Origin of the sequence: Nocardia sp. NPDC050406, assembly GCF_044459025.1 — a bacterium.
Taxonomy (GTDB): domain Bacteria; phylum Actinomycetota; class Actinomycetes; order Mycobacteriales; family Mycobacteriaceae; genus Nocardia.
This window is the reverse complement of sequence record NZ_JBITIM010000001.1, coordinates 157,737-179,610: the sequence shown is the minus strand read 5'-3', so window position 1 is coordinate 179,610 and position 21,874 is coordinate 157,737. Positions and strand designations below refer to the sequence as shown.

The following is a 21,874-nucleotide window of genomic DNA, read 5'->3' as shown; positions in this document are numbered from 1 at the left end:
GATGCAGCTGGATTGCGGGCGACCGCACCAGCCCTCGCGGGTGCCCACCCCCGAGCAGGGTTCCGAGGCCTCCGCCGATTCCTCGCGTGGGCAGTGGCTTTCGACCGTCACGCGGTCAGCGACTCCCGGGATGCGAGGGCGTTTCGACGGGTACGACCACGGCTGGGCGGGGTTGGCTGGGTCCACTGGGGTGAGCGTAGCCGAGCCATCCGGTGCCGATGAACACGGCCAGCAGGATGGCGGTGGGCAGTTCCAGGAGTAGCCAGCTGGCGGGGTAGAGCGGTTCTCTGGCGGGTGGGCGGCGGCGCAGCGGCGGGCGTTGGTGACCGGTGCTGGAATGTGTTGTGCGGCTGCCGCCGTGGTTGCCGTGCCTGACCACCCGAACCTCCCGAATCGGCCCCACTGGGGCGCGTACCTACCTGTTCGACCAATTGCCCGTCGTGGCGTGACGGAGTGCTGGCACCTGCACCAGCGCCACAGTAATGCCCAACGACCTGCTCTTACACGGGGTGAAAGGGCGGACAACCCCGTGTCCGCAGGTGCGTTCAGCGTTGGCTGGCGTCGGGTAGTCGCGGCGGGCAGGGCGCGCCGGGGAGCGTGGCGATCTCGAAATGCCACCATTCGTTGTCGTAGATCCGGCACAGCCCCCAGCGGTTGCCGTTGGCCTCCAGCCACGCCGCACCGGCCTGCGGGCCGACATCGATGGCCTGGCCGGAGACGTGGGTGGACTCCTCGGGCGGCAGCACCCAGCGGCGCGCGGCGTCGGGGCTGCCGTAGGTGGCGATACCGTCCTCCCACATGGCCTGCTGCTCCCCGGGGGTGCGGTAGCCGGAGGTGATCGACAGCGGTACGCCCTGGGCGTGCGCTTCGGCGGCGGCCATGTCGTAGGCGAGGGCGAGCAGCGGATCGAGCCCGCTGGTGTCGGCGGCCACGGCCTGTCCGGACGGCACCGTGCCCTGGGAAATCAGCCGCGCCGCAAAGGTTTCCGTCCGGGTGCCGCCGAAGACGAGCAGTGCGGTGATGTCGCCGTCGGGTCTCGCGCCGGGCGTCCGCGCACCGCCGAACAGGGCATCCATCGGCGTCGGTGCGGAAATCGGCTGACCGGCGCCGGATTCGGTGACCGTCGCGGGAACGCCGGGAGTGGGATCGGCGGTAGCCGAGGGTGCGGCGACACCTGCGACAGCGGTACCCGCCAGCAGCGCGACGGCGGCATACCGCCGCACTCCGCGCCCGCTCTCGGCACCGCGAGAACCCCACTCGCCCTTGTTCATCCGCATCGGCTCACCTCCACGTATTCGTTCGGACACGCTGTTTGGATCGGATCAGCACCCGAACTCCGCGTGGGCCTGCTGATTCCACCGACACCGCCGGTGGGCCGCGGCGAGCCTCCGACCTCGATACTCACACCGCGTACGTCTCGGGCATCCTATCGGTTCGGACCACCGCCGATGTTTCATCCCGCGTCGCCCCGGTGCGCCGACCTGGCCTTCGGGAGGTCGGCCTGTGGGTCGGCCGACACCGCCGCGGCACTGTGACCGCCCCCACCGTGGTCATGCGACCACGCCCACCACCAACCGAACGGGCCCCACCCGGCTCAGCACCGCAACGCGCCGCGCGCCTCACGACGCGACGGAATTCGACCAGTTCAGATGGCGCACCGACCGGAGGCACAGATCGCACACACGCTGAGTCTGTTCCGCGCGTTCCCACAATTCAGCGCGGGGTGGCGGGCGATGCCGTTGGCGGCGGATGCGCCCGGCCGGGTGATGCAGCTGCTCCACGTGCCACCGCCGCCCGGATCGCGCACAGAGTCCGGCGAGGCCGCGTAACCTCGGCCGATGCGCTGGGCGGAGCCTGGATCAACAGCGCGACGCGGGGATTCGTGCGGAAGTGGGTATTCGCGTGTCATGGGTTTCGAACCTCGGGCCGAGACGACATCCCTGACGCGCCGTTTCCTGCTGCGGGCCGGGGTCGGCGCGGCCGCCACCCTGGCTTGCGCGCGGGTCGGCAGGTCGGCGGACGCGAAGCCGCGTTCCGACCTGCCGCCCGATGCCGCGTGGGGCGCACTGCGGGGGCGGCTGCGCGGTCGTCTCCTGACCGTTGGCGACGCCGAATATGCCTCCGCCAAACGCGTTTTCGACCCGGACTTCGATGCGCGAATGCCCGCGGCGGTGCTCGAGGCCGCGACCGTCGATGATGTGCGGTCCGGGCTGGTGTTCGCTCGCGAGCATGGGCTGGCCGTGGCGGCGCGGGCCGGTGGACATTCGTACGTCGGCGCTTCCACCACCTCCGATGCGCTGGTCGTCGATGTGCGGCGGCTGTCGGAGGTCGCGGTGGACGGGGACCTGGTGCGGATCGGCGCGGGCGCGACCCTTTTTCCGGTGCTGCGAGCACTGGACCGCATCGGCCGCGCGCTCCCGCTCGGCTCCTGCCCGACCGTGGGTGTGGCGGGCTTGGCCTTGGGCGGCGGTATCGGTGTCGATTCCCGCGCTCACGGCATGACCTGCGACCGGCTCGTCGAGGCCGATCTGGTCCTGCCGAACGGCACCGTGCGCACCGCCTCGGAAACCCGTGCGGCGGACCTGTTCTGGGCGCTGCGCGGTGCGGGGGCCGTGGGCGTGGTCACGTCGATGGCCTTCCGCACCCATGCCGCGACAGCCAGAGACGCTGTGACGCTGAACTTTCCAGGTTCGGCCCGGTCCATCACCGGTTGGGCACGGTGGATGCCCACCGCCGACCGTTCCAGCTGGGCGAATCTCACCGTCTCCGCCGAGGGCGGCGAGACGACGTGCCGGGTGCGGCTGTTCTGCGCGAAGGGTGCGGGCGAGACCGCCGCCGCCGAACTCACGGCCGCCGTGGGTCTTTCAGCATCCGCCAAGGAGGTGCGCACACTGTCCAACCTCGACACGGCCCTCGTACTGGCCGGTGGTTCGGACACCACCCCGCGCTCCACCAAGGTGGCCGGTTCCGATGTGGTCACCGATATCGCCGCTGTCGCCGACACCGTCCTCGCCCATATCGCGGCCGGATCCCGTTCGGGCATACCGGGATACGTCATCCTCGACCCGCTCGACGGAGCCGTCCGCGACCTCGCGCCGGAGGCCACCGCGTTCCCGTGGCGTCGCCACGCCGCGACCCTGCAATGGCTGGTGGACTCCCCCACCGATCCGGCCGCGGCCCGCCGGTGGGTCACCGACGCGCACCGCGCACTGGGCGCCGCCAGCGCGGGTGCGTACGCCAACTACGTCGAACCCGACACCGATCCCGGCCGCTACTTCGCCGGGAACCTGCGCAGGCTGCGCATCATTCGCCGCGTGGTCGACCCGGACAACCGGCTGCGCACCGGCCTCGCCCTGTGACCACGCGGCCGTTCGTGCCTAGACCCGTTCCTTGGAGCGCGTGCGCACCCGCAGCGCGATCGGCTTCTGCGTTTCGGCGAAGAAGTCGTTGCCCTTGTCGTCGACGACGATGAAGGCCGGGAAGTCCTCGACCTCGATCTTCCACACCGCTTCCATACCCAGCTCCGGGTACTCGAGCACCTCGACGGACTTGATGCAGTCCAGCGCCAGCCGCGCGGCGGGCCCGCCGATGGAGCCGAGGTAGAAGCCGCCGTGCTCCTTGCACGCCTTGGTGACCTGCGCGGAGCGATTGCCCTTGGCCAGCATGACGAACGAGCCGCCCGCGGCCTGGAACTGGTCGACGTAGGAGTCCATCCGGCCCGCGGTGGTGGGGCCGAAGGAACCCGAGGCGTAGCCGTCCGGGGTCTTGGCGGGACCGGCGTAGTACACGGCCATATCGCGCAGGTACTCCGGCATCGGCTCGCCCGCGTCGAGGCGCTCCTTGATCTTGGCGTGGGCGATGTCACGCGCCACCACCAGCGGACCGGTGAGCGAAAGCCGGGTCTTCACCGGGTATTTCGACAGTTCCGCGCGGATCTCCGACATCGGCCGGTTGAGGTCGATCTTCACCACGTCACCGCCGAGGATCTCGTCGGTCTGCTCCGGGAGGTACTGCGCCGGTTCGCGTTCCAGCTGTTCGAGGAACACGCCCTCGGGGGTGATCTTGGCCCGGGCCTGCCGGTCCGCCGAGCACGACACCGCGATGGCCACCGGCAGTGACGCGCCGTGGCGCGGCAGCCGGATGACCCGCACGTCGTGGCAGAAGTACTTGCCGCCGAACTGCGCGCCGATGCCGAAGGACTGGGTGAGCTTGAACACCTGCTCCTCGAGCTCCAGATCCCGGAAGCCGTGCGCGGCAAGCGAACCCTCGGTCGGCATGTTGTCCAGGTAGTGCGCGGAGGCGTATTTGGCGGTCTTCAACGCGAATTCCGCACTGGTGCCGCCGATCACGACCGCCAGGTGGTACGGCGGGCACGCCGCGGTGCCGAGCGAGCGGATCTTCTCGTCCAGGAACTCCAGCATCCGGTCCGGGTTCAGGATGGCCTTGGTCTCCTGGAACAGGAACGACTTGTTGGCCGAGCCGCCGCCCTTGGCCATGAACAGGAACTTGTAGGCCGGATGCGCGGGATCGCCCGCGTCGGAGTACAACTCGACCTGCGCGGGCAGATTCGAACCGGTGTTCTTCTCCTCCCACATGGTCATGGGCGCGAGCTGGGAGTAGCGCAGGTTCAGCTTGGTGTAGGCGTCGAACACGCCGCGCGAGATCCATTCGGCGTCATCGGCTCCGGTGAGCACGCCCTCGGACTTCTTGCCCATGACGATGGCGGTGCCGGTGTCCTGGCACATGGGCAGGATGCCGCCCGCCGAGATGTTCACGTTCTTGAGCAGGTCAAGGGCCACGAACCGGTCGTTGCCGCTGGACTCGGGATCGTCGATGATCTTGCGCAGCTGCCGCAGATGCGCGGGCCGCAGGTAGTGGCTGATGTCGTGCATGGCCTCCTGGGTCAGCATGCGCAGCACCTCGGGCTCGACCTGGAGGAAGGTGCGCCCACCCGCCTCGAAGGTGCTGACGCCCTCGGTGGTGAGCAACCGATAGGGCGTGTCGTCGACACCCGTCGGCAGCAGATCCGAGTACAGGAAGTCAGGCGCGGTCACGAATCTCGCACTCCTCGAGCAGGGCTGGACAGGACCAGCGGCGTGTTGAGCACCGGAAAGCCTAGCCAGCCACCGCATGTGCCCCGAGCTGAGGCAAGCCTTATCTGCCTCGGACGTCGCCCGGCGGTTTGCCCGAAACCGACCGAGACTTGTGCGAACCAGCGGATTTCTACGCATACCTGCGCGAACTATGCGAATCGTCAGAGGTTGCACCTTCAACCCCCACGGTGTTACCTGTCCATCATGCGGTTGTCTGCGGTGGGGAGGGAATAGCATGACAAGTGAACCCGGGAGTGGAACCGTGACCGAACCCCGTTGGCTCGACGATGTCGAGCGGCGCGCCTGGTTGGGATACGTGTTCACCCGCGACCTCATCGCCGCCGCCGTCGGCCGCGACTCCCTGCGCGAATCCGACCTCACCTACGTCGAATACACCGTGCTGGCCCGTCTCGCTGACGCCCCCGACCACCGCCGCAGCTTCGCCGAACTCGCCGCCGTGCTGGAGTGGTCGCAAAGTCGTCTGTCACATCAGATCACCCGGATGGAGAAGCGCGGCCTGGTCGCGCGCGAGTCCATCCCCGACGATGCCCGCCGCACCGCCGCCGTGCTCACCGAGCGCGGCGAGCAGGTCCTCGAATCCGCCGCACCGGCCCATGTGCAGAGCGTGCGCAGGCACATGATCGACGTCCTGGACCGTAGCCAGCTGGATGCCCTGGCTGATATCTACGACACACTGCTGGAGCATCACCGAAGACCTCCGGCGCAGCAACAGCAGCGGAATCGCCATTCCGCCTGACAATTTCCACGCCCGACCCCGTGTTTGGTTTCGTACCCACTGGGTATTGGGTAAGACTAGGCTCGGCAACGGCTGCTCTGTCCCGCGTTCGCACGCAGACTGTCGGCAACCGAGCGCACAGAGAGCATCCGAACCTGGCCTTAGCGAAAGGGGCAGGAGTTTCCATGTCCGACGTGTCCATCGGCCTTTCGCCGGACTCGCTGCCCGCGGGTTCCGTCGACAATCTGCTCCCGCAGTTGGTCGAACACCTGCGGCAGAACCGCACCGAACTGCGCGAGGAGTGGGCGCGTCGCATTACGGACGCCCAGCTGCTGACCGCCATGACACCGGAGGAGATCTTCTCCGAGGCGACCTCGATCTTCGACAACTACGTCGAGGTGCTCGAGACCGGTAGCGTCGAGGCGCTGCAGGCCTACGCCCGTGACCTCTCCGAGCGCATCATTCCGAGAGGAGTCGAGACCGACGAGGTCCTCGGCATCGTGCTGCTGCTGCGAGATGTGTTGGCCCGCTCGCTGTTCGAGAAGTACCAGTCGAACTTCGAACTGCTCAACCAGGTGCTCGACGCCTACGAACCGGCGGCCAACCGCATCGCCAACACCGTGGGCGTGTCGTTCGTGCAGGAGCGCGAGCGCGTCATCCGCCAACAGCAGGAAGCCATTCGCGAGCTCTCCACCCCGGTGCTCCAGGTGCGTGAGCAGCTGCTCATCCTCCCGATCATCGGCGTGCTGGACTCGCAGCGCGCGCGTCAGCTGACCGAGCAGTTGCTACGGGCGATTCGCGCCAATCGCGCGAAGGTGGTCGTCATCGACATCACCGGTGTGCCCGCCATCGACTCCACGGTGGCCAACCACCTGGTGCAGACCGTGGACGCCTCGGGGCTCATGGGCGCCAACGTCATCATCACCGGCCTCTCCTCGGAGATCGCGCTCACCCTGGTCACCATCGGTCTGGACCTGTCCAAGATGAACGCGGTCGGCGACCTGCAGGGCGGTATCGAAGAGGCGGAACGACTGCTGGGCTACGAAGTTTCGCGCGTCACCGACCGCGACAGCGGAAGGTAGACCGGGGCAGGCCCATGCCGGTACCCATTCTGAAACAAGGCACCTACCTGATCGCCTCGGTGCAATCGGCGCTGACCGACGCCGATACCGAGCGCTTGCAAGACGATCTGATGAAGTACGTCAGCAAGTATCGCGCCCAGGGCATCATCGTCGATGTCACGGCAATCGACGTGATGGACTCCTTCGCGGCCAGATCGCTGCGTACCATCGCCCACATGACCAAGCTTCGGGGAGCTGAGACGGTCATCGTCGGCTTGCAGCCCGAGGTCGCCTTCGCCATGGTTCAGCTCGGCCTCACTTTCGAGGACATGCACACCGCCCTCGATCTGGAGGAAGGTCTTGCTTGGTTGAACCACAAACTCGATACCCGCCGCCAGCGAGACGGTCGTGATCGTGGCCGCTGACTATGTGGTGATCGCGGTGAAGGAATCGAACGACATCGTCACCGCACGACAGGCCGGGCGGGAACTCGCGTTGGAGCACGGGTTCTCCCTGACCGATATCACCATGATCTCCACGGCCATCTCCGAGGTCGCGCGCAACATCACCAGTTATGCGGGCAGCGGCGAGATTCGGCTGTCGGTCACCGAGAAGGAGGGCCGTCGCGCACTGGTGGTGCAGGCGCAGGATCAGGGGCCCGGCATTCTCGATATCCCGCGCGCGTTGGAGGACGGCTACTCCACCGGCCGCGGACTCGGGCTGGGGTTGCCCGGGGCGCGCCGATTGATGGACAAGCTGATCATCGATTCGACGCCGGGGCACGGCACGCTAGTGGAGATGTGGAAGTGGGTACCCACCGGTGCATGAGGATGGATTCATCGGTGCGGTGGAATGGGCGGTCGCCGGGCGTGCGCTACCGGGACAACGGGTTTCGGGCGATCGGTCCGTGGTGCTCGACGCGGGCGGCGGCTCGGTGCTCTTCGCGGTGCTCGACGGGCTCGGCCACGGCGCGGCGGCGGCGGACGCGGCCGACCGGGCGGCCCAGGTGTTGTCGGAGAACCGCGCCGAACCACTCGATGTGCTGATGCTGCTGTGTCATCGCGCCATGGCCGACACCCGAGGTGCGGCGGTCTCGCTGGCCCTGTTCTCCGCCAGCGACAAGGTGCAGTGGCTCGGGGTCGGCAATGTCGAATCCCGGGTGGTGGCAGCGGCTCCCGGCAAACCGGCCATTCGCGCCTCCGCACTGTTGGTGGGCGGGATCGTCGGCTATCTGCTGCCGCCGAACCTACAGTCGCAGACCGTGCCGGTGCGCCCGGGAGACCTGTTGCTCATGTCGACCGACGGCATCGTCCCCGACTACGCGGACGGCATCGACCTGGCGAAGCCGACTTCCGAGATCACCGCCGACATCCTCGCCAAACACGCCAAGGACACCGACGACGCGCTGGTCCTAGCGGCGCGACACCGCGGGCACCCGGGACCTACGGCATGACCGCGCGGCGTGCAACGGCGGACGCCCGCGATCTCACCCTCCAGCTCGCCCGCTCGACACCTGCCGGGTCCGGCGCGCGATCCGCGGCCACCACAACGGTTTTCGGCGAGGGGAACGCTTCATGAGCGCGGTGCTGGCGGCATTCCGGGACGCGTACACCGGTGCGCTGCGGTCGCATCTGCGCGCACCCACCCAGAACACGCTCAACGAGGGCTACGAGCTCGGGCGGCGGGCGCTGGTGGAGGGCGTGAGCATTCTCGACCTCACCGAACACCACTTCCGGATACTCGAGGCCGACGGGCTGCTGCCGCCGGTGGACGACGAACGCTCCGATGCCGCACTGGAATTCCTGCTCCAGACCATGGCGGCGCTCGATGTGGCCACCCGCGGCTTCCTCGACGGCGCGCGACGCTACGAGGAACAGCGCACGCGCGCCGACGATCTCGCCGGACGCGACACCTTCCGCACCGCGCTGGTGGAGTCGTTGCAGGACGGCTTCTTCGTCGTCGACTCCAATGGCACGCTCGTGGAGGTGAATTCGGCCTTCGGCGCGCTCACCGGATACGGGCCCGACGGGGTGCCGTATCCGCTGCCGCATCCCTGGTCGGTGCCCGAGGGGGCGCGCTATCCGGATCTGGGCACCGACGCGGCGCGGTTCGTCATGCCGGTGCAGCACCGCGACGGGCGGCGGCTGTGGCTGGCCGTGAGCACCTCCTCGCTGGTGAAACCCGAAGACGGGGAACGGATCTTCGTCGGCACCATTCGCGATGTCACCGCCGAACACGATGCTCAGGCCCGCGACCAGGCCGTCTCGCGCCTGGCCACGGCGGTCGGCGCGGCCACCAGCGTGGTGGAGGTGCTCGCCGTCGGGCTCGAGGAGCTGCGCCACACCATCGGCGCGGAATCCGCTGTCGTCTCGGTGTGGCCGAACCGCCATACCGGGCCGGAACTGTATGTGTCCGAGGACAATCCGCGCCGGGGTGAATCCCGCCGGGTGCTCGACGCGCGAGCGCGGGCGCTGCTGGACCGGGCGCGGCTGCGGCCCGGGCGCACCATGTTCGCCATCCCGGAGGGCGCGTCCAGCTCCGAGGGCATTGTCGCGCCGCTCGGCGAGACCGGCGATTCGGCGCTGTGGCTGCGCTTCGCCGCGCCGCGCGCCATCAGCCCCGGCGACTGGGCACTGTTCTCGCTGCTGGTCGGGCATTTGAGCCTGGCCGTACAGCGGGCGCGAAACTTCGACCAGGCCCGCTCCACCTCGCTCACCCTGCAACGCGCCATGCTCGGCCCGATCGAGCTGCCGCCGAGGTTCTCGGTGCACTACGAGCCCGCGCTGCCGCCGCTGGAGATCGGCGGCGACTGGTACGACGTGGTGCGGCTCGAGGACGGCACCATGGGCGTGGTGGTCGGCGACTGCGTCGGCCGTGGCCTCTCCGCCGCCGTGGTCATGGGCCAATTGCGCACGGCCGCACGGGCATTGCTGCTGCGCGGGGCCGGGCCCGCCCAGCTGCTGGCCGAACTCGACACCGTCGCCGCGCGGATTCCCGGTGCCATGTGCACCACGGTGTGCGCGGCCATCCTCGATCCGGAACGCGGGCTGGTGCGCTACTCCAGCGCCGGACACATGCCGCCCGTGCTGGCCGAACCGGGAACCAAGGGAAGGCTTTTGGAGGGCGGGCGCGCCGTACCGCTGGCTACCTTCGATCCCGCGCGCCGCCCGGAGGCGACGACGCCCATGGCACCCGGATCCACCCTGGTGCTGTTCACCGACGGCCTGGTCGAGCAGCGCGGTGTGGATATCGACGAGCGCTTCGTCGAGCTGGCCGACGAATTGGCCGGGGCCACCGAGCAATTGCCGCGCGAGGTGGCCGACGCGGTGCTCTCGCGGCTGCGCCCGGCCGGTGGCTACGACGACGACGTCGCCATGGTGGTGTACCGGCAGCCGCCGAAACCGCTGCGCCTCGACATTCCGGCCGTCGCCGATCAGCTGGCCGGTATTCGGCGTGAGCTCAAGTCCTGGCTCGCCGCCGCCGCGGTGCCGCACGATGTGGCCACCGATATCATCGCCGCCGCCAACGAGGCGTGCAGCAACAGCATCGAACACGCCTACCTCGAAGGCGTGCCCGCGCGGGTGGAGCTCACCGCGGAATCCGATATCGACACCGTCACCATCGAGGTGATCGATACCGGGGTGTGGCGGCCGCTGCCCGCCGATCCTGGACCGCGCGGACGCGGTATCGCCATGATGCGGGCGCTCACCGATCAGCTCGATATCGACCACGCGGGGCCGGGAACACGAGTACGAATGGAGATACGGCTCCCGGCGGTATCGGTCTCCGCGGCGAGCCGAGTGTGAGCGGCCGGTCGTGAACGCGCGCGACGCAACAGGTGTGAGCAGCGGCGAGTCGTGTCTGGCACCCTACGACACGATTGCGCCACCGGATTTCGGTTTAGTCGCCGAATTACTGTGGTAGCTGGGATTTTCACGAATCCCGCAGCTACCGAATCGATGCCAATGTGGCTGACGATGCAGCGCGAAAGGACGGTTCATGGCAGATTGTTCTGATGTGACCAACACATCCGGAGACGCGTATCCCCTCGCCGACACGATGACCACCACGGTCTCCGTGCGCGACGAAGCGACCGTGCTCACCGTGGCAGGCGAGGTCGATCTGGCAACCGCCCCCGCGCTCGAGAACGCGATCGACTCGACCCTCGGTGGCAAACCCGCCGCACTCGTGATCGATCTGTCCGAAGTCAGCTTTCTCGCCTCGGCGGGAATGGCGGCCCTGGTGGGCGCGCATCAGCGTGCCGGTGACACTCGCATCGCGGTCGTCGCCGACGGCCCGGCCACCAGCCGCCAATTGAAAATGACCAATCTGGATCAGGTCTTCGCCCTGCACCCCACGCTCGACGAGGCCCTCGCCGCCCTGCGCGGCAACTGACCCGACGCGGGCCGCGGCGACCGAGCCGTCGCGGTGCGGCCTGTATCGCCGTCCGACAGACTTTCGGCCGGGTTCCGCCACCAGTGTGGCGGGACCCGGCCGAAGACGTGTCAGACCGAACTCAGACCAGTTCGCGCAGCTGCTCGATGAGCTTCACGCGCTCGGCGGGCGTACCCGCCAGCGGCACCACGTTGAGCACGGTGACGCCCGCTTCCTTGAACGCGGCGACGCGTTCCTTCACGAAGCCGGGGCTGCCGATCAGGCTGATGTCGCGGACCAGATCGTCGGGCACCACCTTGACGGCCTCGTCCTTCTTGCCCGCCAGGTAGAGCTCCTGAATGCGGTCGGCCTCCGCGCCGTAGCCGTACTTGGTGGCCAGCGCGTGGTAGAAGTTCTTGCCCTTGGCGCCCATACCGCCGATGTAGAGCGCCAGATGCGGTTTGACGAATTCGCGCAGCGGCTCCACATTGTCGCCGATGGCCAGCGCGGGACCCGCGTACACGTCGAGGTCGCCGAGGGCCGGATCGCGTTTGGCCAGACCGGCTTTCACCGATTCGCCCCACACCTCGTCGGCCTTCTCCGGCAGGAAGAAGATCGGCTGCCAGCCTTCGGCGACCTCGGCGGCGAGCTCCACGTTCTTGGGGCCCAGCGCCGCCAGCAATACCGGAATGCGGTCGCGCACAGGGTGATTGATGAGCTTGAGCGGCTTGCCCAGTCCGGTGCCCTTACCTTCGGGCAGCGGGATCGTGTAGTACTTGCCCTGGTACTCCAGGCGTTCGCGCTTCCACACCTTGCGGCAGATCTCGAGCACCTCGCGGGTGCGCCCGATCGGGGCGTCGTAGGGCAGGCCGTGGAAGCCCTCGATCACCTGCGGTCCGGACGCGCCGAGACCGAGCACGTAGCGACCGTCGGAGACGTAGTCCAGCCCGGCGGCGGTCATGGCGGTCAGGGTGGGCGTGCGGGTGTAGAGCTGCAGAATGCCCGAGGCCAACTGCACCCGCTCGGTCTTGGCCGCCAGGTACCCCAGCCCGCTCACGGCGTCGAACGAATACGCCTCGGGAACGAACACGATATCGAGTCCGGCTCGTTCGAGATCGGCGACCTCCGCCGCCACCTCTTTGAACCCATCGGTGTAATTGATCGACAAACCAATACGCATGTCTCGGACCATACCGAGTACGTGATCCCCAGGTGTGAGCCGGTACCGTGATCGGCGAATCCATTCGCACGAATCCCTCGGGAGGGCATCGCTCATGACTCAGGACACCGCGCCGGATCTCACCACCTTCGGTGACTCGACGCTGCAGGGGTACCTGGATCAACTGGCCGCGAAGGTACCCGCTCCCGGTGGTGGGGCGGTCGCGGCGCTGCATGCCGCCCAGGGTGCGGCGCTGGTGGCGATGGTGGCGCGCTACACCACGCGCGCCAAGGACGCCGACAATCGGCCGGTGGCGGACCGGATCATCGCGGCCGCTGACGCCGCCCGGGAGCGGGCGCTGCATCTGGCCGACGCCGATGCCGCCGCCTTCACCGCGGTGGGCAATGCCTACAAGCTGCCCAAGGAGACCGAGGAGGAGCAGGCCGCGCGCAACGAGGCCATTACCGCCGCGCTGCTCGGCGCGGCCCGCGTTCCGGCGGCCGTGGTCGCGGCCGCCGACGAAATCGTCTCCCTGGCAACCGAACTCCTGCCCATCGGCAACCCCAATGTGGTGACCGATATCGGCGCGGCCGCCGATTGCGCCCGCGCGGCAGCGGCCTCGTCGCAGCTGAACATCGCCATCAATGTCGCCTCCCTGGGCTCGGGTGCGGGCGCGGAGTTCGAACCGGTCCTCACCGGCATCGACGAGATCATCGCCCGCGCCGACGCCCTGCACGACGAAGTGGTCGCCGCCATCACGAAGTAACCCGTCCGCGAGGCAGGATCATGCTGCTGACCTCGCGTTTTCCTCTCCTCCGCCCGGCGATGGTTCTTATCATCGCCGGGCTTTCGTGTTAATCCCACACGCCGCTGGGTAGGTCACGAAGAGAGAACTTTTCTCATGGGTCTTGATCATGAAGTCCTAGGCTGAATGCTCGAGAACACACCATCCTCGAAAGGGGTGGAATTATGCGGAACGCGATTCGCTACCTGTTCGTCGCGACCGTGGTCGCGGCGCTGGCCACTTTCGGGTCGGGGATCGCCGCCGCGGCGATCATCGAACCCACTTTCCCGGCGGTGCAGTCGATTTCGCCGGGGCCGGGGCAAACCGTCGGCATCGCCGCGCCGGTGCGCGTGCAGTTCGCCGAACCTGTCGAGAACCGAACGCGCGCAGAACAATCGGTGAGCATTCGCGCCGGAACGGAGCTGGCCGGAACGTTCTCGTGGACCGGTGATCGGGAACTGACCTGGACGCCAACCGGTTTCCTGCCCGCCTCCACACCCATCGAGGTGACCGCGGCCGGTGCGCGGACCGAATTCAACACCAATGGTGGCGTGACCGCCGACGGCGATATGTCGAACCACACCTTCACCGTGAGTATCGGCGGTGTTCCGGTGCGGACCATGCCCGCCTCCTACGGCAAACCCGGCTGGGAGACGCCGAGCGGCACCTTCCCGGTGCTCGAGAAGTTCTCGAGTATCACCTTCGATTCCCGGACCATCGGCATTCCGCTCAGCTCGCCGGAGGGTTACCTCATCGAGGGCAAGTGGGCCGAGCGGCTGACCTGGGGCGGTGTGTTCGTGCACTCCGCGCCGTGGTCGGTGGATTCCCAGGGCAATGCGAATGTCAGCCACGGCTGCATCAACCTCGCGCCCGATGACGCCGAGTGGTTCTACAGCAATGTGAGCATCGGCGACCCGGTCACCCTGCATTGGTGACATAACCCGAACTCGCGCACTCCCCACCGAGAGGAGTGCGCGAGTCGCTGTGTGAAAAGCGAAGTCAGCGAGCGTTTTCCGCGGCCTGGACCACGTGGCGCATGAGCAGCGCGGTGGTGACCGGGCCGACGCCGCCGGGCACGGGGCTCAGTGCGGCGGCCTTGCCGGTGACCGACGCGGAATCCACATCGCCGGTGATATTGCCGTCCTCGCCCTCATTGGTGCCCACGTCGATGACGACCGCGCCCTCGCGCACGTGCTCGGCCGTGATGAGACCGGCCCGGCCGACGGCCGCGACCACGATATCGGCGGCGGAGGTCACCGAGGGCAGGTCGGTGGTGCGGGAGTGACACACCGTGACGGTGGCGTTCTCGGCCAGCAGCAGCTGCGCGAGCGGCTTGCCGACCACATTCGAGCGGCCCACCACCGCGACATGCTTGCCGGAGAGCGCGACCGCGTGCGCCTTGGCCAGCTCCACCACGGCCTCGGCGGTGGCGGGCGGGAAGCCGGGCAGCCCGGTGGCGAGCAGGCCCAGCGACAGGGGGCTCACGCCGTCGACGTCCTTGGCGGCGGTGATGGCCAGGCTGACATCGTCGAGGCCGACGCCCTTGGGCAGCGGGGTCTGCAACATGATGGCGTCCACGCTGGCGTCCTCGGACAGCTCGGCCAACTTGGCGCGAATATCGGCCGCGCTCGCCTCGACGCCGAGATCGACGGTGTCGCAGGTGATTCCATTGCGCTCGGCGGCGCGGTTGAGCGACTTCACGTACCAGATGCTGGCCGGATCGTCATTGGCGACCACCAGCACCAGGCGCGGGGCGGCGCCGTGCTCGGCGAGCGCGGCGGCGCGCTGCTTGGTGTCGGCGTTGATGGCGGCGGCGAGGTCCTTGCCGGTCAGCGAAGTCGTATCCACGGGTGCACAGCCTAACGCGCACGCACATCCCCAATCGGGAGCGGGCCGAAACTGGGAATCTCACAACGGCAAATCCCGGATCGGCGCACTGTCCGGTCGTATCGTGTCCCCATTCGGCTTGGAACCAGTAACGACAGCAAGCATGTGCGTGACCCCCGTTCGTTCGCGGAAAGGTGTCGATTGCGGTGCAGATAGTCAGGCGATTTCCAACGTTGGTCGCGGCCGCCGCGGCCGCGCTCACCCTCTTCGGATCCCCGGCCGCGGTGGCCGATCCGGTCCCGCTCTACAACTCGGCTCAGGACAATTTCGTCAATGGCGATGATCAGGCCGGTCTCGAGGATCTACGGCGGCTGCTCGCCGAAGCGCCCGATGATTCCGAGGCCCTCGCGCTGCAGGCCGTCTGGTCCGATTACGCCGGTGATCTCGTGACCCGCGAGGCCGCGCTGGCCCGGTTGAACACCCTGAATCCGCGCATGGCCGACGGTGTGCGCACCATCTTCCGCGCGGTCGGCGCGGCGGTGGGCACCCTGCCCAATCCGATTCCGGCGATCGCGGGACCGCAGACCGGTATCGCGGTGCTCGGCTACGGCCTGCTGCCCGACGGCACCATGCGGCCGGAGCTGGTGAATCGCCTGCAGGCGGCCTGGTTGCAGGCCATCGCCTCACCGCTGTCGCCGATCGTGGTGACGGGCGGCAATCCGCGCAATGGCATCACCGAGGCGGCCGCCATGCAGGGCTGGCTGGTGAGCCACGGTATTCCGGCCAGCCGGGTGCTGGCCGAACACCAGGCCGGTTCGACGGTCGGCAATGCCCTCAATGCCACCGATATGCTGCGCGACGCGGGGGCGACCAGCGTCATCGTGGTCACCTCGCCGAACCATATTCGTCGGGCCGTCGCCGATTTCATCGTGGCGGGACTGCCGGTGGTCGGTGCGACGACCTCGCTGGAACAGCTTGTCTCCCAGCTTCCCCCGCCGAGCCGCCCGAGTCAGCGCGGTATCTATCTCGACGCGACCCGCACGCTGCTGTTGCCCGCGGAGCGGTAACTTCTCTCCTCCTCGGCCGCCGGGCTGGTGTCCGGCGGCCGAGCCGCGTTCGGAGCCGGGTGCGCGGCCTTGCACAATGGTCGAGATGACCACCCTGGATTTCGCTGCCCTCGTCCCGCGCTTGCGCGCCGCGGGCTGCGTATTCGCCGAGGAGGAGGCCGAACTCCTGCTGGCGGCGGCGACCGATGCGCGGATGCTGGAGTCTCTTGTCGCGCAACGCGTTTCCGGGGCTCCTCTGGAAGTTCTGTTGGGTTGGACGGAATTTCGCGGACTGCGGGTGAGCATCGACCCCGGCGTCTTCGTTCCTCGGCAGCGCACCGGGTTCTTGGTCGAACGGGCCGTCGCTCTGGCCAGCGCTCTCGGTCGCCGCGTGGTCGCGCTCGATATGTGTTGCGGCAGTGGCGCTCTCGGGCTGGCCTTCGCCACCGAGATGACCGCCGTGGGTGTGGACGTGCAGCTCACCGCCGCGGATATCGAACCGGCGGCGGTGGCTTGCGCGCGCCGCAATCTCGCACCGCTCGCGGCGCGGGTGTACGAGGGCGACCTGTTCGACCCTCTCCCGATGGACCTGCGCGGACGCGTCGACATCCTGCTGTCCAATACGCCCTATGTGCCGTCCGAGGCCATCGCGCACATGCCGCCGGAGGCGCGCGACCACGAGCCGCTCGTCACCCTCGACGGCGGCGCGGACGGACTGGATATCTTCCGACGCGTCGCCGCGGCCGCCCCGACGTGGCTCGCCCCCGGCGGCTGGGTCCTGGTCGAGACCAGCGAAGGGCAAGCCCCCGTCGCGACCGATATCCTGACTCGCCACGGCCTGGACCCGCAGGTCGCGGTGTGCGACGAACTCGGTGCGACCGTGGTGATCGGCCGTCGGTAACCTCGATGTGTGACGGTTCGCGGCATCCTGTTCGATATCGATGACACCCTCATCGACTATTCGGGCGCGGCGCGCGTCGGCCTGCTCCGCCACCTGGAAGCCGAGGGCCTCCTCGATCGCTTCGAATCCCCGGACTCCGCGGTCGCGCTCTGGAAGGCCCTCGAAGAGCACGAATACGTCCGCTACCTGCACGGCGAACTCACCTTCCCCGAACAGCAGATCGTCCGCACCGAACGCTTCCTCACGCAGGTGAACGTCACGACCGACAACCCTCGGGCCTGGTTCGATCGCTATGTGGCGCACCGCAACTCCACCTGGTCGGCCTTCCCCGACGCCCCACCCCTCCTGCACAGCCTGACAGGCCGCACCGCCCTCGGCGTGGTCTCGAATTCCGCACTGGCACACCAGGTCTACAAACTCGACGCGGTCGGCCTGCTCCCCCACTTCGGCGACGCCGTGCTCTGCTCCCAGGAACACGGCGCACCCAAACCCGACCCGAGCATCTTCCTGGCAGGCTGCGCCCTCCTCGGCCTCCCCGCGCACGAAGTCGCCTACGTAGGCGACCGCTACGACGTCGACGGCCTCGGCGCCCGCGACGCTGGCCTGCGCGCCTACTGGCTGGACCGCACCGCCACCGCGACCACCGACCTCGACGGCGTCACCGTGATCGGCTCACTCGCCGAACTGCGTCACGCCGTGGCGTAGCAGCCCGCCACCGTGTCGAACGCCTCCTTCGGCTCCCACCGAACGGAATCCGTTGCCCCGCCCTCGATTACCTTGACCACGCCGTATCCGGCCAGATCCAGGTCCGCGCGGGCACCGGGCCGATGCGGCAGATGGAAATTCGCGAAGGTGTAGACGAACGCGCTGTCGACGCCCGCTTCGTCCATGGTGTGCAGCAAGTCCCGCAGCGCTTCTGCTTGCCCCTGCTCGTCCCGACGGTACTCGCCGTCCAAGCCGACCGGCACGCGCCCGTCGTACTCCACGATCTCCATGGCGCGCGCACCGCGTTCGGCCGCACCGGCGTAGGTCGCACAGCCGAATTCCGTGATGGCGACCGGCTTTCCGGTCGAGACCAGCCGCCGGAGACCATCCGCGAATCCATCGGCGACTTCCGGGGTGCGGTACACATCCGACGCGATGAAGTCGAATGCCTCCCAGTCCACGCCCTCGTAGTGGATCGACGCATAGGTGACCGGTCCACGGAACCGCGACCGCACGACTCGCACTGCGGCGGAGAGGAATTCATTGATACGCGCCGACACTCCCGCCAGCAGCTCCGGCCGCTGATCCGGCGTGGCGGTGAACAGCGCGCCGAGGCGCTCGCCGGAGGTCGCGCCGGGCAGGAACCCGGGCGTGAACATGCTCAGCTCCGCGCCGGTCACGAGCACCACGTCGGCCCCCTCGCACCGAAGCCGCTCGGCCCGCTCCGCCAGATCCGCGAGCAGCTCCAGGAGTTCGTCGATGGGCAGCTCGAGGGTGAACGGCGAAATCCAGACCTCGAGCCCGACCTCGGCGGCGCATCGGGCGGCGATCTCCAGACGGTCGGCGTCGTCGCCGGTCACCCGCACCGCCGTGCAGTGCAGGTCGTCGCGGATCACCCCCATATCGGCCGCGACGGCCTTTGGGTCGAAGTCGGGATGGGTGTTCGCACCGAAATTGATGATTCCGGCGTCGTAGTTGATGCCTTTGGCTCGCATACCCCGAGGCTACACAAAGTTGCGTGCACGCAAAATTGCGCGGGCGCATTTTTTGCTAGGGTAAGTCTCGTGGCGAGTACAAGAGGCGGTGGGCTGCGCGAACGCAAGAAGCAGGCCACGCGGGAGGCACTGAGCGCGGCGGCACTGCGGCTGGCCCTCGAACACGGGCCGGAGAACGTGCGGGTCGACGACATCGCCGACGCCGCCGGGGTATCGACGCGGACCTACAACAACTACTTCGCGAGTCGCGAGCAGGCGATTGTCGCCGCGGTGAACGCGGCCCGGGAATCGGGGATCGCCGAGGCGCTGGCAGCGCGGCCCGCCGGGGAATCACTGGCCGATGCCGTCGAGGCGGCGGTCGTGGCGCAGTTCGAGGGTGGGGACCCCGAGCGTGACGCCGTCCTGCTGATTACGACGACACCCGCCCTGCGCGCCGAATTCCTTGGTACGGCATGGGCTTTCGAACAGCCTCTGACCATGGCCTTGGCCGAGCGCGGCGTCGAGGAACTCTCGGCACGAGTGATGGCCGCGGCGATCGCCGCGGCCATCAGAATCGCCATCGAGGGATGGATGAGTCCGGCCGCGCCCGGCTCCACGCTGGTGGTGGTGCCGAATTCGCCGCTGCCCGACCATATTCGGGCAGCGCTGCGGCCATTGCGTCCGGCGCTACTTGCGGCCGCGGAATTCGTCCATGGAGTGGTAGACGCCGACGGTGTTGAGGTAGAAGTCGCGGACCTTGAGCGGGAGCAGGCCGGAGATGGCGCGGTTGAGGCGGGACGTCCAGGGTAGGACGACCAGCGGGGAGCCCTTCTTCATCTCGGCCCAGGAGGTGTCGACGACCGCTTCCTGTTCCAGGATCGGGGTGAACCAGAAACCCTTGGCCCCGTCGAACATTCCGGTGTTGATGTAGGTCGGGCAGACCGTGGTGATCTTGACGTGGTCGTTGCCGGACTGTTCCAGCTCCAGGCGCACGGAATCGGACCAGCCGAGCGCGGCCCACTTGGAGGCGGCGTAGACGCTCATGCGCGGGTTGGATACCAGGGCCGCGGAGGACGCGATGTTCAACACCCGCGCCTCCGTGCCGGTGCTCGCCACCATGGCGGGCAGGAATTCGAGGGTGATGTACATGGGCGCAAGCGAATTGATCGCCATGGTCTTGTCGATATCGGCGCGGTTCTCGGTCTCCCAGAAGTAGCCGTTGCCGCGCACGATGCCCGCGTTGTTGACCAGCACGTCGATGCCGCCCACCTCGGCGCGCACCGAAGCGCCCGCGTCGGCGATGGCCTGCTTGTCGGAGACGTCGACCACATAGTGGTGAATGCGGCTGCCGCCCAAGGCCGCCAGCTCGGCCGCGGTCTCCTTGAGGGCGGCCTCGTTGACATCCCACAGCACCACATCCGCGGCGCGCTCGGCGACCGCGCGCTGGGCGAACGATTTGCCCAGCCCCATCGCGGCGCCGGTGACAAGGACCTTCTTGCCCGCTACGTCCTTCATACCCTCGTGTACCCCTTCATCGGTGTGTGCGGATCACTTCTGCCGCAAGGTCTTCATGGCGCCCAGGAACAGCGTCATGGTCTTGGCCCACAGCTGCTCGGACATGCCGGGCAGCGGCGCGATGGGCAGGCCGCGCTGTACCGCGATGGTCTGCGTATCCACGTATTTCAGCAGGCCCTCGGGTCCGTGCCGACGCCCGGTGCCCGAAATGCCCAGTCCGCCGGAGGGTGCGGCGACCGAACCCCAGGCGGCGATGAAGCCCTCGTTCACATTCACCGATCCGGCGTTGACGCGGGCGGCCACCGCGCGACCACGCGCGGTATCACGGCTCCACACACTGGCATTGAGGCCGTAGGCGGTGTCGTTGGCCTGCGCCACGGCCTCGTCGTCGCTGCCGACGCGGTACACCGACACCACCGGGCCGAAGGTCTCCTCGCGGTAGACCGTCATCCCCTCGCGCACGCCTTCGAGAATGGTGGGCTCGTAGAAGTACGGGCCGAGGTCGGGGCGGGCCTTGCCACCGGCGAGCACGGTCGCGCCCTTGGCGACGGCGTCGTCGACATGCGCTGCGACGGTGTCGATCTGGCGTTGGAAGGTGAGCGAGCCGATCTCGTAGGAGAAGTCGCGGTCCTTACCGAGGGTGAGTTTGCGTGTGTTCTCGGTGAATTCGGCGACGAAACGGTCGTACACGCTGTCGTGCACATAGATTCGCTCGATGGATTCGCACAGCTGCCCCGCCGAGGCGAAGCAGGCCCGCACCGCGATCTTGGCGGCCGCGGAGATATCGGCGTCGTCGAGCACCAGCAGCGGGTTCTTGCCGCCCAGTTCCAGGGAGTACCCGATGAGCCGCTCCCCCGCCTGCTGGGCGATGGTGCGGCCGGTGGCGCTGGAACCGGTGTAGTCGACGTAGTCGGCTCGCTCGATGACCTTGCCGCCGATCTCGCGCCCGCGCCCGAGCACGGCCTGCCAGAGGCCCTTCGGCAGCCCGGCCCGCTCGGCGATATCGATGGCCCACAGCGCGGTGAGCGCGGTCTGGTTGTCCGGTCGCGCGATGACGGCGTTTCCGGCCATGAGCGCGGGCAACGCGTCGGAGGCGGCCAGCGCCAACGGGTAGTTCCACGGCGAGATCACCGCGACCACGCCCTTGGGCCGGTTCAGCACCTCCACCTGGGTGAGCACCGGCATGACACCGCGCGGCGTGCGCGGCGCGAGCAGCTTCTTGGCCTCGGCCGCGTAGTAGCGCGCGTTCACCGCCACATCGCTGACCTCGTCGAACGCGTGTACCCGCGACTTACCGGTCTCGGTCTGCACGATATCGAGAATCACGTCCTGCTCGGCGAGGACCAGATCGTGCATGCGCCGCAGCACCGCCACCCGCTCCGTGATCGGCGTCGTCGCCCACTGCCGCTGCGCCTCGCGCGCGGTCGCGAAGGCCGCGTCGATATCGGCGACGGAGGACTGCGGCAGATCCGCGATCTTGGCGCCGGTGGCGGGCGCGAACACCTCCACCGACGGCGCACCGCCCGCCCGCGCATGGGTCAGCAACCGCCGCACGAGGTCGTAGGGAAGCGCGTCGGCAGCGGCGAGCTGCGGGGCAGTCGTCATTGGTCGCCCTCTCAGGGTGATTCGCGGGCGCGCCCGCTATTTGCTGAACACCAGTGTTACGTGAACACTAGTGTTAGATTAATAGACGTGACGC

General features: G+C 68.2%; 21 protein-coding genes and 1 pseudogene. 14 read left to right on the top strand and 8 right to left on the bottom strand.

Going from position 1 to position 21,874, the window contains the following annotated elements; all coding sequences use genetic code 11:
• Positions 1 to 115 precede the first annotated feature (115 nt).
• Complete coding sequence (locus ACIBH2_RS00845; protein WP_397111988.1) at positions 116 to 379, bottom strand: hypothetical protein; 264 nt, start codon at positions 377 to 379, stop codon at positions 116 to 118.
• Positions 380 to 545: 166 nt separating this feature from the next.
• Positions 546 to 1,076, bottom strand: a complete 531-nt coding sequence (locus ACIBH2_RS00840) for a M15 family metallopeptidase (protein WP_397116735.1) — start codon at positions 1,074 to 1,076, stop codon at positions 546 to 548.
• An 831-nt stretch (positions 1,077 to 1,907) separates the two neighbouring features.
• On the opposite strand from ACIBH2_RS00840, the gene ACIBH2_RS00835 reads away from it, so the two are divergent.
• Positions 1,908 to 3,359 (top strand): FAD-dependent oxidoreductase, encoded by a 1,452-nt coding sequence (locus ACIBH2_RS00835; protein ID WP_397111986.1) that lies wholly within the window; start codon positions 1,908 to 1,910, stop codon positions 3,357 to 3,359.
• A gap of 18 nt (positions 3,360 to 3,377) precedes the next feature.
• On the opposite strand, the gene ACIBH2_RS00830 is transcribed toward ACIBH2_RS00835, so the two are convergent.
• Positions 3,378 to 5,054, bottom strand: coding sequence for a fumarate hydratase (locus ACIBH2_RS00830; RefSeq protein WP_397111984.1), 1,677 nt, complete (start codon positions 5,052 to 5,054; stop codon positions 3,378 to 3,380).
• A gap of 301 nt (positions 5,055 to 5,355) precedes the next feature.
• Here ACIBH2_RS00830 and ACIBH2_RS00825 point away from each other — a divergent pair, with 301 nt between their 5' ends.
• The 7 genes from ACIBH2_RS00825 (at position 5,356) to ACIBH2_RS00795 (ending at position 11,285) form a co-directional block, all read left to right on the top strand.
• Positions 5,356 to 5,850 (top strand): MarR family winged helix-turn-helix transcriptional regulator, encoded by a 495-nt coding sequence (locus ACIBH2_RS00825; protein ID WP_397111982.1) that lies wholly within the window; start codon positions 5,356 to 5,358, stop codon positions 5,848 to 5,850.
• Positions 5,851 to 6,014: 164 nt separating this feature from the next.
• Complete coding sequence (locus ACIBH2_RS00820) at positions 6,015 to 6,911, top strand: STAS domain-containing protein (protein WP_397111980.1); 897 nt, start codon at positions 6,015 to 6,017, stop codon at positions 6,909 to 6,911.
• Between the two features lie 14 nt (positions 6,912 to 6,925).
• Positions 6,926 to 7,315 carry an STAS domain-containing protein gene (locus ACIBH2_RS00815; RefSeq protein WP_067526289.1) on the top strand — a complete coding sequence of 130 codons (390 nt, stop codon included), beginning with the start codon at positions 6,926 to 6,928 and terminating at the stop codon, positions 7,313 to 7,315.
• Entirely contained in the window at positions 7,305 to 7,718 is a 414-nt protein-coding gene (locus ACIBH2_RS00810; protein ID WP_397111977.1) for an ATP-binding protein, read from the top strand. The genes ACIBH2_RS00815 and ACIBH2_RS00810 overlap by 11 nt, the downstream gene beginning before the upstream one ends.
• A complete protein-coding gene (locus ACIBH2_RS00805) occupies positions 7,711 to 8,343 on the top strand; it encodes a SpoIIE family protein phosphatase (protein WP_397111975.1) in 633 nt (210 codons plus the stop codon). Before ACIBH2_RS00810 ends, ACIBH2_RS00805 begins: the two co-directional genes overlap by 8 nt.
• Before the next feature lie 121 nt (positions 8,344 to 8,464).
• On the top strand, positions 8,465 to 10,696 hold the full coding sequence (locus ACIBH2_RS00800; RefSeq protein WP_397111973.1) for a SpoIIE family protein phosphatase: 2,232 nt from the start codon (positions 8,465 to 8,467) through the stop codon (positions 10,694 to 10,696).
• A gap of 253 nt (positions 10,697 to 10,949) precedes the next feature.
• Complete coding sequence (locus ACIBH2_RS00795) at positions 10,950 to 11,285, top strand: STAS domain-containing protein (RefSeq protein ID WP_397116733.1); 336 nt, start codon at positions 10,950 to 10,952, stop codon at positions 11,283 to 11,285.
• Positions 11,286 to 11,406: 121 nt separating this feature from the next.
• Here the strand turns inward: ACIBH2_RS00795 and ACIBH2_RS00790 are convergent, their stop codons facing one another.
• Positions 11,407 to 12,444, bottom strand: coding sequence for an LLM class F420-dependent oxidoreductase (locus ACIBH2_RS00790; protein WP_397111971.1), 1,038 nt, complete (start codon positions 12,442 to 12,444; stop codon positions 11,407 to 11,409).
• A 94-nt stretch (positions 12,445 to 12,538) separates the two neighbouring features.
• Here ACIBH2_RS00790 and ACIBH2_RS00785 point away from each other — a divergent pair, with 94 nt between their 5' ends.
• Entirely contained in the window at positions 12,539 to 13,189 is a 651-nt protein-coding gene (locus ACIBH2_RS00785; protein WP_397111969.1) for a cyclodeaminase/cyclohydrolase family protein, read from the top strand.
• A 203-nt stretch (positions 13,190 to 13,392) separates the two neighbouring features.
• Positions 13,393 to 14,142, top strand: a complete 750-nt coding sequence (locus ACIBH2_RS00780; RefSeq protein ID WP_397111966.1) for a L,D-transpeptidase family protein — start codon at positions 13,393 to 13,395, stop codon at positions 14,140 to 14,142.
• A 64-nt stretch (positions 14,143 to 14,206) separates the two neighbouring features.
• Here the strand turns inward: ACIBH2_RS00780 and ACIBH2_RS00775 are convergent, their stop codons facing one another.
• A complete protein-coding gene (locus tag ACIBH2_RS00775; RefSeq protein ID WP_397111964.1) occupies positions 14,207 to 15,055 on the bottom strand; it encodes a bifunctional 5,10-methylenetetrahydrofolate dehydrogenase/5,10-methenyltetrahydrofolate cyclohydrolase in 849 nt (282 codons plus the stop codon).
• Positions 15,056 to 15,240: 185 nt separating this feature from the next.
• On the opposite strand from ACIBH2_RS00775, the gene ACIBH2_RS00770 reads away from it, so the two are divergent.
• The 3 genes from ACIBH2_RS00770 to ACIBH2_RS00760 all read left to right on the top strand — a co-directional run bounded on the left by ACIBH2_RS00770 (position 15,241) and on the right by ACIBH2_RS00760 (position 17,686).
• Complete coding sequence (locus ACIBH2_RS00770; protein ID WP_397111962.1) at positions 15,241 to 16,101, top strand: YdcF family protein; 861 nt, start codon at positions 15,241 to 15,243, stop codon at positions 16,099 to 16,101.
• An 85-nt stretch (positions 16,102 to 16,186) separates the two neighbouring features.
• Complete coding sequence (locus tag ACIBH2_RS00765; RefSeq protein WP_397111960.1) at positions 16,187 to 16,981, top strand: putative protein N(5)-glutamine methyltransferase; 795 nt, start codon at positions 16,187 to 16,189, stop codon at positions 16,979 to 16,981.
• Positions 16,982 to 16,990: 9 nt separating this feature from the next.
• Positions 16,991 to 17,686 carry an HAD family hydrolase gene (locus ACIBH2_RS00760; protein WP_397111958.1) on the top strand — a complete coding sequence of 232 codons (696 nt, stop codon included), beginning with the start codon at positions 16,991 to 16,993 and terminating at the stop codon, positions 17,684 to 17,686.
• Here the strand turns inward: ACIBH2_RS00760 and ACIBH2_RS00755 are convergent.
• A complete protein-coding gene (locus ACIBH2_RS00755; protein WP_397111956.1) occupies positions 17,671 to 18,681 on the bottom strand; it encodes a hypothetical protein in 1,011 nt (336 codons plus the stop codon). The two genes, ACIBH2_RS00760 and ACIBH2_RS00755, sit on opposite strands and share 16 nt — an antisense overlap.
• On the opposite strand from ACIBH2_RS00755, the pseudogene ACIBH2_RS00750 reads away from it, so the two are divergent.
• Positions 18,622 to 18,924, top strand: a pseudogene (locus tag ACIBH2_RS00750) (TetR family transcriptional regulator); the annotation flags it as partial. The gene ACIBH2_RS00755 and the pseudogene ACIBH2_RS00750 overlap by 60 nt on opposite strands.
• A gap of 423 nt (positions 18,925 to 19,347) precedes the next feature.
• Here the strand turns inward: ACIBH2_RS00750 and ACIBH2_RS00745 are convergent.
• On the bottom strand, positions 19,348 to 20,175 hold the full coding sequence (locus tag ACIBH2_RS00745; RefSeq protein ID WP_397111954.1) for an SDR family NAD(P)-dependent oxidoreductase: 828 nt from the start codon (positions 20,173 to 20,175) through the stop codon (positions 19,348 to 19,350).
• Positions 20,176 to 20,208: 33 nt separating this feature from the next.
• Positions 20,209 to 21,780: a succinic semialdehyde dehydrogenase gene (locus ACIBH2_RS00740; protein WP_397111952.1), complete on the bottom strand. Its 1,572-nt coding sequence runs from the start codon at positions 21,778 to 21,780 to the stop codon at positions 20,209 to 20,211.
• Positions 21,781 to 21,874: the final 94 nt, after the last annotated feature.

What these genes read in the sequence shown, in the direction of transcription:
- ACIBH2_RS00755 (WP_397111956.1), bottom strand. Translation starts at nt 18,681, where the DNA reads ATGCGAGCCAAAGGCATCAACTACGACGCCGGAATCATCAATTTCGGT.
- ACIBH2_RS00820 (WP_397111980.1), top strand. Translation starts at nt 6,015, where the DNA reads ATGTCCGACGTGTCCATCGGCCTTTCGCCGGACTCGCTGCCCGCGGGT.
- ACIBH2_RS00815 (WP_067526289.1), top strand. Translation starts at nt 6,926, where the DNA reads ATGCCGGTACCCATTCTGAAACAAGGCACCTACCTGATCGCCTCGGTG.
- ACIBH2_RS00745 (WP_397111954.1), bottom strand. Translation starts at nt 20,175, where the DNA reads ATGAAGGACGTAGCGGGCAAGAAGGTCCTTGTCACCGGCGCCGCGATG.
- ACIBH2_RS00740 (WP_397111952.1), bottom strand. Translation starts at nt 21,780, where the DNA reads ATGACGACTGCCCCGCAGCTCGCCGCTGCCGACGCGCTTCCCTACGAC.
- ACIBH2_RS00840 (WP_397116735.1), bottom strand. Translation starts at nt 1,076, where the DNA reads ATGGATGCCCTGTTCGGCGGTGCGCGGACGCCCGGCGCGAGACCCGAC.
- ACIBH2_RS00800 (WP_397111973.1), top strand. Translation starts at nt 8,465, where the DNA reads ATGAGCGCGGTGCTGGCGGCATTCCGGGACGCGTACACCGGTGCGCTG.
- ACIBH2_RS00795 (WP_397116733.1), top strand. Translation starts at nt 10,950, where the DNA reads ATGACCACCACGGTCTCCGTGCGCGACGAAGCGACCGTGCTCACCGTG.
- ACIBH2_RS00785 (WP_397111969.1), top strand. Translation starts at nt 12,539, where the DNA reads ATGACTCAGGACACCGCGCCGGATCTCACCACCTTCGGTGACTCGACG.
- ACIBH2_RS00835 (WP_397111986.1), top strand. Translation starts at nt 1,908, where the DNA reads ATGGGTTTCGAACCTCGGGCCGAGACGACATCCCTGACGCGCCGTTTC.
- ACIBH2_RS00790 (WP_397111971.1), bottom strand. Translation starts at nt 12,444, where the DNA reads ATGCGTATTGGTTTGTCGATCAATTACACCGATGGGTTCAAAGAGGTG.
- ACIBH2_RS00765 (WP_397111960.1), top strand. Translation starts at nt 16,187, where the DNA reads ATGACCACCCTGGATTTCGCTGCCCTCGTCCCGCGCTTGCGCGCCGCG.
- ACIBH2_RS00780 (WP_397111966.1), top strand. Translation starts at nt 13,393, where the DNA reads ATGCGGAACGCGATTCGCTACCTGTTCGTCGCGACCGTGGTCGCGGCG.